This is a genomic window from Streptomyces sp. NPDC059524, assembly GCF_042749255.1.
In the GTDB taxonomy this organism is placed as follows: domain Bacteria; phylum Actinomycetota; class Actinomycetes; order Streptomycetales; family Streptomycetaceae; genus Streptomyces; species Streptomyces xanthii.
On the sequence record NZ_JBHYTK010000199.1, the window covers coordinates 3,533 to 12,469 of the forward strand.

An 8,937-nucleotide genomic window follows, 5' to 3' on the forward strand; every position below is an offset into this window, starting at 1 on the left:
CGCGGCGGGCTCCCCCCGCCCGCGGCCCCCCCGCCCCCCCCCCCCGCCCCCGCCCGCGCGGCGGGGGTGCACACCCCCCCCACGACCCCGCCGGCCGATCCGCTGCCCGCGTCCAACCCGGTGCGGGTGCGCATCCCGGAGATCGGGGTGGACGCGCCGCTGACCCGGGTGGGCCGGGACGCCGAGGGCTGGCTGGACGCGCCGCCCCCGGACGACGCCAACCTGGCGGGCTGGTACACGAAGGCCGTCACGCCCGGTGAGCGCGGTACCGCGGTGATCGACGGGCATGTCGACAACGCGCGGGGCCCGGCGGTGTTCTACGGTCTGGGCTCGCTCGAGAAGGGCGAGCACATCGAGGTCGACCGGGCCGACGGCTCCACCGCCGTGTTCGAGGTCCACGGCATCGACGTCGTCGACAAGAACGACTTCCCCGACCGCAAGGTGTACGGCAGTACGGGCCTGCCCGAACTCCGCGTCATCACCTGCGGCGGCCGCTACGACAAGCGGACCGGGTACAGCGGCAACGTGGTCCTGTACGGGCTGCTCACCGAGGTGCGCGGACGCTCCTGAACCGGCCCTTCGCCGGTCAGCCCGCAGTGGGCGGGGCGGCCGGCGGGGGCGGGGTGTACGCCGGCGGGGCGGCGGGCGGCGCCGCGTTCGGCTGCGAGTCGAGGACGACGCGGCACAGCTTGAACTCGTACTGGTAGGTCTGCGTCCTGCCCTGGATGATCACGAGGTAGCCCTCGCCGTCCTCGTAGATCACGCGGCGTACCGGCATCGCCGGACGGGCGGGGTCGAAGGCGAGCACGTGACGGTGCAGCGCCTCCCGCGCCTCGGCGCGCGTACCGGTGACATGCCCTTCCGCCCGGGTCTGCTTGTACAACCCGGTCGGATTCGCGTGCTGGCACGACATCATCAGGCCCCACGTGCCCCGCGCCTGGTCCTCCACGGCCCGTCCCCCGTTCCGCTCGACTGCGTTTCGCCTCCGGAACTCTGCCACACGGCGCGACCGGCCGGGCTCCTGGCCTTGACGCTCCCCCACCCCACACCCTCATACTGGCAGCCAAATCGATTTGGCCAAATCGATTTGGCTCTCCGTCCCAGGGCCGGATCGCGGCTGAAGAACCCGAGCGTGCCGTCTCCCGAACGGAGCCCGAACGTGTTCAGTCCCCAGAAGAGCGGGTCAGTCCCCGCGCAACCACCCGTGCCCGAAACAGACCGGACGCCCCACCCGGGACCGGAGCCCGACCACGCCGAGGGCGGCCGCTCCGGAGTGCACCCCGTCGACGAGCGGCGCCCCCTCGGGCGGATCCTGCTCTTCGGCGTCCAGCACGTGCTCGTCATGGCGGCGACGCCCATCTCGGCGATCTTCCTGATGAGCGCCACCCTCCGGCTCGGCCCCGGGCTCACCGTCGATCTGCTCTCGGCGGCGTTCGTGCTGTCCGGCGTCGGATCGCTGATCCAGTCGCTCGGGCCCTGGAAGTTCGGGCCCCGGCTGCCGTTCGTCATGCTGCCGGGCGGGGCACCGCTCATCCTGTTCCTCGCCATCGCCGAGCAGCACGGGCTGCCCACCGCCACCGGCGCGGTCGTCCTCACGGCGCTGTTCTGCTTCGTCGTGCTGCCGGTGTTCTCGCGGCTGCTGCGCTTCTTCCCCGCGCTGGTCATCGGCACGATGATCGTGATCGTCGGCGTGAACCTGGTGAAGGTGGGCGCGGTCCTCGTCGCCGGGCGGCCCGGCACCCCCGGCTTCGCCGACCCGGTCAACCTCGGACTCGGCATGGCGACGATCGGCTTCACCGTCGCCTTCTACCTGTTCTTCACCGGAGTGGTGCGTCAACTCGCCGTCATGCTCGGCCTGTTGGCGGGGACGGCGCTCGCCGCCGCGACCGGCGCGATCGACTTCGGGCAGGCGGCCGGGGGCGGTCTGGTGAACGTGCCGCAGCTGATGCCGTTCGGCACCCCGCAGTTCAACCTGGTCGCCGCGCTGCCGCTGATGCTCTACAGCCTGGCGTCGATGGCCGAGGCGACCGGGCAGACCGTCATCAACGCGGAGGCCGTCGGCAAGGAGATCGACCGGCGCACCGACGTCCCGAAGACCGTGCGCGGCGACGCGCTGACCTCTCTCGTGGGCGGCTTCTTCGGGCTTCCGCTGATCGTCACCAGCGGCGAGAACATCGGCATCGTCCGGGTCACGGGCGTTCGCAGCCGCTTCGTCACGGCGGCCGCCGGGGCGGTGCTCATCGTCATCGGGTTCCTCGCCCCCGTGACCCGCGCCATCAGCGTCATCCCCTCGGCGGTCGTCGGCGGCACGGCCATGGTCGTGTTCGCCGTGATCACCGTGCTCGGCATCCAGATGCTCGGGCGCAGCGACCTCGACCGGCACAGCTCGACGTTCATCTGCGCCGTCGCGCTCGCCCTCGGTCTGCTGCCGATCCTCGTGCCCGGCGTGTACGGGGGCTTCCCGCCGAACGTCCGCATCCTCCTGGAGAGCGGCGTCGCCGTCGGCGCGTTCACCGCCGCCGTCCTCAACGTCCTCTTCCACCACGTCAGGCCGGGCATCGCCGCCCGCCTGAGCAACAGCACGCCGGTCTCCGGCTCCGTACGCACAGAAAGCGACCGATGAACACGCCCGACCACCCCGACCGCCGGCTCCTCTCCGCCCCCGGCCCGCTCCTCCTCGCCCCCGGCGCGGTGCTCCTTCCCGAAGGACCCGTGGACGGCTGGGCGGTGGTGGTCGACGGCGGACGCTTCCTGGCCGTCGGCCCCGCCGACGAACTGGAGCGGGCGCATCCGCGACTGCGGGCCGTACGGATGCCCGGGCATCTGCTGATGCCCGGCTTCGTGGACGCGCACCACCACCTCACGCAGTCCTTCGGTTCCGCGCTCGCCTTCGGGGAGCCCTCGGAGATCTTCCGCCGGGTGTGGGTGCCCCTGGAGGGCGCCCTGGACGAGGAATCCGCCTACGTCGCGGCGAAACTGGCCGCGTACGAGGCGCTGCGCGGCGGGTTCACGACCGTCGCGGACGCCGGGACGCGGGCGGACGTGGACGTCGAGGTCGTCGCCTCGGCCGCGCGCGACGCGGGGATCCGCTGCGTCCTCGGCCTGGTCTGCAACGACGCGGACGCCCCGGAGGGGGCGAGCGCCACCGCGCTCGACGCCGCCGGGAAGCACCTCGCCCGCTACGCCGACGACCCCCTCGTGCACCCGTCCCTGGCCGTCTCCATCCCCGAGGCCGCCACCGAGGCGACGCTGCACGGCACCGCGCGGCTCGCCGCGGAGGCCGGGGCCGTCGTGCAGATCCATGTGAACGAGCACCTCGCCGGGGTGGAGCGTTCACTCGTCCGGCACGGGCTGCGGCCGCTCGAGCACCTGCACCGCATCGGTGCGCTCGGGCCCCAACTGCTCGGCGCGCACGCCACGTTGCTGACGCCGCGCGAGCTGACGCTGCTCGCCGACACCGGCACGGCGATCAGCTACAACCCGGTGGCCAGCGCCTGGAAGGGCAACGCCGTCGCGCCCGCCACCGCCATGGCCGAGCGCGGCATCCGCTTCGGCCTCGGCACGGACGGCACGCGCGGCGACGGCTTCCGGCTCACGGAGGCCGCCGAGTTCGCGCAGCGGCTCGCCTACGGGCTGACCACCGGCGACTCCTCGTGCGGCGCCGGCTGGACGTGGCTGGAGGCGGCGAGCCGGGGCGGCGCGGACTCCCTCGGCCTGGGTGCCCGGACCGGCCAGGTCGCGGCGGGTCTGGCGGCCGACTTCCTGCTCGTCGACGTGGAGACGCCGGAGCTGGCGTTCTCCTGGGACCTGCCGTGGGAGCTGGTGCGGCGCGGCAACCGGGACCAGATCTCCGCCGTGTTCGTGGACGGCCGGCTGAGGATGTGGCACGGTCGGCCGACGGACTGGGACGGCGACGCGCTCGTGCGGCGGGCCGCGGAGCTGGCGCGGTCGGCCGTGGGCCGGGCGGACATCACGCGGGCCCATCCGACGTCGGTGGCGGCGCGGGAGGCCGCGGTACGGGCGGGTGCGGTACGGGAGCGGGGTGCGCGGCGGTGAGTGGCGTGACCTTGGTGGTGCTGGCCCTGACGGTGGTGGTCGCCGCGTTCGTCCAGGGCAGCAGCGGGCTCGGCTTCGCCCTGATCGTGGCGCCCGTGGCCGGGATCGTCGACCCGGGCCTGGTCCCGGTGTTCGTGCTCGCGTCGATGATCCCGCTCAACCTGTACGTGGCCTGGCGCGAGCGGGCCTCGCTCGATCTGCGCGGCGCGGGCTGGATCACCGGGGCCCGGCTCGCCGCGACCCCGGCGGGTCTCGCGCTGCTGTGGCTGATCCCCGAGCGCAGCCTCGGCCTGTTCGTGGGGGTGGCGACGCTCCTCGCGGCGGTGGTGAGCCTGGCGGCGCCCGCGTTCACGCCCGGCCGGGCCGCGTACCTCGGCGCGGGCGCGGTGACCGGGCTGACGGAGACGGCGACCGGTGTGGGCGGGCCGCCGCTGGCGCTGGTGTACCAGCACCGGCCGCCGGCCGAGCTGCGGGCGACGGTGGCCGCGTGCTTCCTCGTCGGCGAGGTCGCCTCGCTGATCCTGCTGTTCGCGACGGGCAAGGCGCAGGCCGGGGAGCTCGGCGCGTCGGCACTGCTGCTCCCCGCGATCGCGGTGGGCGCGTGGCTGAGCCGACTGGTCCATCACCGGCTCGACGCACGCCGGATGCGGCTGTTCGTGCTGGTCTTCGCGCTGGTGTCGGGGCTGGTGCTGGTGGTCGGCGTCTGAGCGCGCGCCGTCGGAAGGTCCGCGACGTCAGACGGTCCATGCCATGCCACCGCGCCCGCACGGCCTAGGCGCCGTCAGGCGGTCCGGGTCGTTCGACGGCCCGCGCCGTCAGGCGGTCCGTGCCGTGCCGCCGCGCACCCACCACCCGGGCAGCCCATGCCATCAGGCCGTCCGCGCCATCAGACAGTCCGCGCCATCGGACGGTCCGCGCCATGCCACCGCGCACCCACGACTTAGGCGCCGTCAAGCGGCCCGGGTCGTTCGACGGCCCGCGCCGTCAGGCGGCTCGCGCCGTCAGACGGTCCGTGCCGTGCCCCTGCGCACCGATGACGCCCGGGCGATCAGCCGGGGTTCGGGGGCGGAGGCCGTCGGCGGGGTGGCGGTGTCGCCGCGCAGTCGGCCGAGGAGGAGTTCGACCGCGGCGGCCGCCACCTGGTCGAGGTGCAGGTCGACGGCGGTCAGGGGCGGTTCGCAGGTGCGGGCGCGGAGCCCGTCGTACCGGGTGACGACCATGACGTCGTCGGGGACGGCGCGCCCGCTGTCCCGGATCGCCCGGACCGCGCCGACCGCGAACGCGTCGACCAGGGCGCAGACGGCGTCGGTCTCGGGGTGCTCGGCGAGCAGCGCGGCGCACCGCTCGTACCCGGCCTGCTCGCCTCCGGGCTCGGGGACCTGGGCGACGACCGGCTCCCAGCCGTGCTCGGCGGCGCGGCGCTCGTAGGCGGCGAGCGCGTCGACGGTGGAGTGCCGGGAGCCGGCGCCGACGATCAACGCCGGGTGCCGCGCGCCCTGTTCGTGCAGATGGTCCAGGAGCAGTTCGGCGACGCGGCCGCCGTGCAGGTCGACGTACGGGGCGTCCTCGTCGGGCGAGACCGGGCGGCCGAGCGCCACGTACGGCAGGCCGCGCTCGCGCAGTTGCGCCGCCGCCGCGTCCTGGACGTCGGGCTCGACGACGATGGCGCCGTCGATGTCCACGGAGTACAGCGCGGAGCCCGACTGGACGGGCGGGACGAGCACGAGGGCGTAGTCGTGCAGGAGCGCGCTCTCGGCGGCGGCGGCCGCGACCTCCATGTAGAACCCGAGCCGGGAGGGGCCGCCCGCGACGGCGAAGGGCATGGAGGAGGCGAGCGCGATGGCCTTCGCCTGTCCGCGCCGCAGCCGCTGGGCCCGCAGGTTGGGCCGGTAGCCGAGCTCGGCGGCGACCTTCTTGATCCGCTCCCGGGTGCGCGGGTCGACCTTGCCGAGGCCGTTGAGCGCGTGCGAGACGGTCGTGCGCGACACCCCGGCGACGCGGGCGACATCGGCGATCGTCGGCGGCCTCGGGGTGGAGGCGGAACTGGCCATCTGCGCGCGTGCTCCTCGCTGGCGGGAGGGGTGGACACGACCATCTTCGCCGATCGGGGCTGCCCCGGCCGGGACGGGGTCGCCGCGGGGCCCGGCACGCTGTCGCATCGGCCAACGGCGGGCGCTGCGGTTGTGCGGATCCACCGTTGTCCGGCCCCCGGCGTTCCCGGAGGATCCCCCGCATCCCTGGTGACGGCCGGGGACGCGAGGCACCCCCAGGAGGAACCATGGGCCGATGGGCCAGCCAGCTGTGTCGCCGTAAACCGCTCGGCTCGATGATCGAGGAGGCCGACGCGGAGGAGCCCGGCGGCCTCCGACGGACCATGGGGCTCGGGCAGTTGACGCTGATCGGCATCAGCTCCGTGATCGGCACCGGCATCTTCTTCGTGCTCGGCACGGGCGTGCCGAAGGCCGGGCCCGCGGTGATCCTGTCGTTCGTCGTCGCGGCGGTCGTCGCGGGACTCGGGGCGCTCTGCTACGTCGAGTTGGCCGGTGCGGTGCCCGTGGCGGGCAGCACCTACTCGTACGCGTACGCCTCCCTCGGCGAGGGGGCCGCCTATCTCGTCGCCTGGTGTCTGGTCCTGGAGTACGGGGTGGCCGCGTCGACGGTCGCGGTGAGCTGGGGGCAGTACCTGAACGAGGTGACGGGCACGCTGTTCGGGTTCACGCTGCCGGACGCGATCAGTCAACCGCCGGGCGCGGGCGGCCTGGTGAACGTACCGGCCCTCGTGGTGGTGCTTCTGTGCTCGCTGCTCCTGGCGCGGGGCACGCGCGAGTCCGCGGCGGTGAACGCGGTGATGGTGGCCGTGAAGATCGGGGTGCTGCTGTTCTTCGCGGCGGTGGCGTTCACCGCCTTCGACCGCGGCAACTTCGCGGACTTCGCGCCGCACGGCATGACGGGCGTGGGCCTGGCGGCCTCGGGGGTCTTCTTCACGTACGTGGGCTTCGACACGGTGGCGACCGCGAGCGAGGAGGTGCGCGATCCGCGGCGCACGATCCCGCTGGCGCTGCTGCTGACGCTCGCGGCGGTCACCGCCCTCTACATCCTCGTGTCGCTGGCGGCGCTCGGCGCCCAGCCGGCCGCGCGCTTCGGCGAGCAGGCGGACGCGGGCGAGGCGGTCCTGGCGCAGATCCTGCGGGACGTGACCGGCACGAGCTGGCCCGCGCTGGTGCTCTCGGCGGGTGTCGTCGTCTCCATCTTCAGCGTCGTGCTCGTCACGCTGTACGGGCAGACGCGCATCGTCTTCTCGATGGCGCGGGACGGTCTGCTGCCCCAGGTGTTCCGCCGGGTGGACCGCAAGCGGCACACGCCCGTGCACAACACGTGGGTCGTGGGGGCGCTGGTCGGCGGTCTCGCCGCGTTCGTGCCGCTGCAGTACCTGGCGGACCTGACCAGCATGGGCACGCTCATCGCGTTCGTGGCGGTGGCCGCCGCCGTGATCGTGCTGCGGCGGATCGCGCCGGACGCGCCGCGCTCGTACCGGGTGCCGCTGTACCCGGTCGTGCCGGTGCTCGCCGCGCTGTCCTGTCTCTACCTCGCCTGGCTGCTGCCGGGCGTGACGTGGACGCTGTTCGGCTGCTGGCTGCTCCTCGCCGCCGTCCTCTATCTGTGCTTCGGGCGCCGGCACTCGGCGCTGCGGGAACCGCGCGACGGCGACGCCCCGGCCGGGCGCGAGCCCGTCGGCGTCACGGCGGACGTGGAGGCGGGCGCATGACGCACACGCTTCCCGAGGCGGCCGTGCTCCGGCCGGCCGGAGATCTGGTCGAGCTGACGCGCGCGCTGGTCGACGTGGCGTCGGAGAGCGGCTCCGAGGCCGCGCTCGCCGACGCGGTGGAGGGCGCGCTGCGGGCCGCGCCGCATCTGACGGTCGAGCGGATCGGGCACTCGGTCGTCGCCCGGACCTCCCTCGGCCGCACCGAGCGGGTCGTCCTCGCCGGCCACCTGGACACCGTCCCGGCCTGCGACAACCTGCCCTCGCGCCTGGTGGACGACCGGGTGTACGGGCTCGGCGCCTGCGACATGAAGGGCGGTGTGGCCGTGGCGCTGCAGACCGCCGTGACGGTCACGGCGCCGACGCGGGACGTGACATACGTGTTCTACGAGTGCGAGGAGGCGGACGCCGCGCGCAACGGGCTCGGGATCATCGCCGCCGCACGGCCCGAGCTGCTCGCGGGCGATCTGGCGATCCTCCTGGAACCGTCGGGCGGCCTGGTGGAGGGCGGCTGTCAGGGCTTCCTCACCGCGGACGTGACCGTGCGGGGCCGGCGGGCGCACACCGCGCGCGCCTGGCAGGGCGTGAACGCGGCCCACCGCGCGGCCGAGGTCCTGCGCCGCCTCGACGAGCACGGCGTACGTGAGGTGGTCGTCGACGGGCTGGTGTACCGGGAGGGGCTGAACGCGGTGGCCGTGCGGTCGGGGGTGGCGAGCAATGTCGTACCGGACACCTGTGTCGTCACCGTCAACCTCCGCTTCGCGCCCAGCTGTTCGCCGCAGGAGGCGGAGGCGCGGGTGCGCGCGCTGTTCCCCGAGTACGAGGTGGACGTGACGGAGGTGGTCGCGGGCGCGCTGCCGGGGCTCGGCCGGCCCGCCGCCGCGTCGCTGCTCGCCCGTCTCGGCACCGAGCCCCGGGCGAAGCTCGGCTGGACGGACGTGGCCCGTTTCGCCGCCGCGGGCGTGCCGGCGCTGAACTTCGGGCCCGGCGACCCGTCGCTCGCGCACACCCCGGACGAGTACGTGCCGGTTGCCGAACTGCACGCGGTACGGCAGGCGTTGACGGACTGGCTCACCGGCTGAGCCGGGTTCCGTGCGGCCTGCGGGCCGGTCGGGCTC

General features: G+C 74.3%; 8 protein-coding genes. 6 read left to right on the forward strand and 2 right to left on the reverse strand.

Features of this window, described 5'->3' with window-relative positions; genetic code table 11:
• Positions 1-66 precede the first annotated feature (66 nt).
• A complete protein-coding gene (locus ACFW9D_RS34770; protein WP_384628806.1) occupies positions 67-570 on the forward strand; it encodes a class F sortase in 504 nt (167 codons plus the stop codon).
• Between the two features lie 16 nt (positions 571-586).
• Here ACFW9D_RS34770 and ACFW9D_RS34775 read toward each other — a convergent pair whose 3' ends face one another.
• Positions 587-949 (reverse strand): hypothetical protein, encoded by a 363-nt coding sequence (locus ACFW9D_RS34775; RefSeq protein ID WP_384628809.1) that lies wholly within the window; start codon positions 947-949, stop codon positions 587-589.
• 324 nt (positions 950-1,273) lie between these two features.
• Between ACFW9D_RS34775 and ACFW9D_RS34780 the strand changes: the two genes are divergently transcribed.
• From ACFW9D_RS34780 to ACFW9D_RS34790, 3 genes are read left to right on the forward strand one after another with little or no spacing between them, the layout of a single operon-like run.
• Positions 1,274-2,623 carry a uracil-xanthine permease family protein gene (locus ACFW9D_RS34780; RefSeq protein ID WP_384628825.1) on the forward strand — a complete coding sequence of 450 codons (1,350 nt, stop codon included), beginning with the start codon at positions 1,274-1,276 and terminating at the stop codon, positions 2,621-2,623.
• The gene (locus ACFW9D_RS34785; RefSeq protein ID WP_384628812.1) at positions 2,620-4,056 is read left to right on the forward strand and encodes an amidohydrolase family protein; all 1,437 of its coding nucleotides are present in this window, start codon (positions 2,620-2,622) and stop codon (positions 4,054-4,056) included. The genes ACFW9D_RS34780 and ACFW9D_RS34785 overlap by 4 nt, the downstream gene beginning before the upstream one ends.
• A complete protein-coding gene (locus ACFW9D_RS34790) occupies positions 4,053-4,763 on the forward strand; it encodes a sulfite exporter TauE/SafE family protein (protein WP_384628815.1) in 711 nt (236 codons plus the stop codon). Before ACFW9D_RS34785 ends, ACFW9D_RS34790 begins: the two co-directional genes overlap by 4 nt.
• Positions 4,764-5,057: 294 nt before the next feature.
• Here the strand turns inward: ACFW9D_RS34790 and ACFW9D_RS34795 are convergent, their stop codons facing one another.
• Entirely contained in the window at positions 5,058-6,107 is a 1,050-nt protein-coding gene (locus ACFW9D_RS34795) for a substrate-binding domain-containing protein (RefSeq protein WP_384628818.1), read from the reverse strand.
• A 227-nt stretch (positions 6,108-6,334) separates the two neighbouring features.
• Here ACFW9D_RS34795 and ACFW9D_RS34800 point away from each other — a divergent pair, with 227 nt between their 5' ends.
• The gene (locus ACFW9D_RS34800; protein WP_188340473.1) at positions 6,335-7,822 is read left to right on the forward strand and encodes an APC family permease; all 1,488 of its coding nucleotides are present in this window, start codon (positions 6,335-6,337) and stop codon (positions 7,820-7,822) included.
• The gene (gene dapE / locus ACFW9D_RS34805; RefSeq protein ID WP_384628822.1) at positions 7,819-8,901 is read left to right on the forward strand and encodes a succinyl-diaminopimelate desuccinylase; all 1,083 of its coding nucleotides are present in this window, start codon (positions 7,819-7,821) and stop codon (positions 8,899-8,901) included. The genes ACFW9D_RS34800 and dapE overlap by 4 nt, the downstream gene beginning before the upstream one ends.
• Positions 8,902-8,937 lie beyond the last annotated feature (36 nt).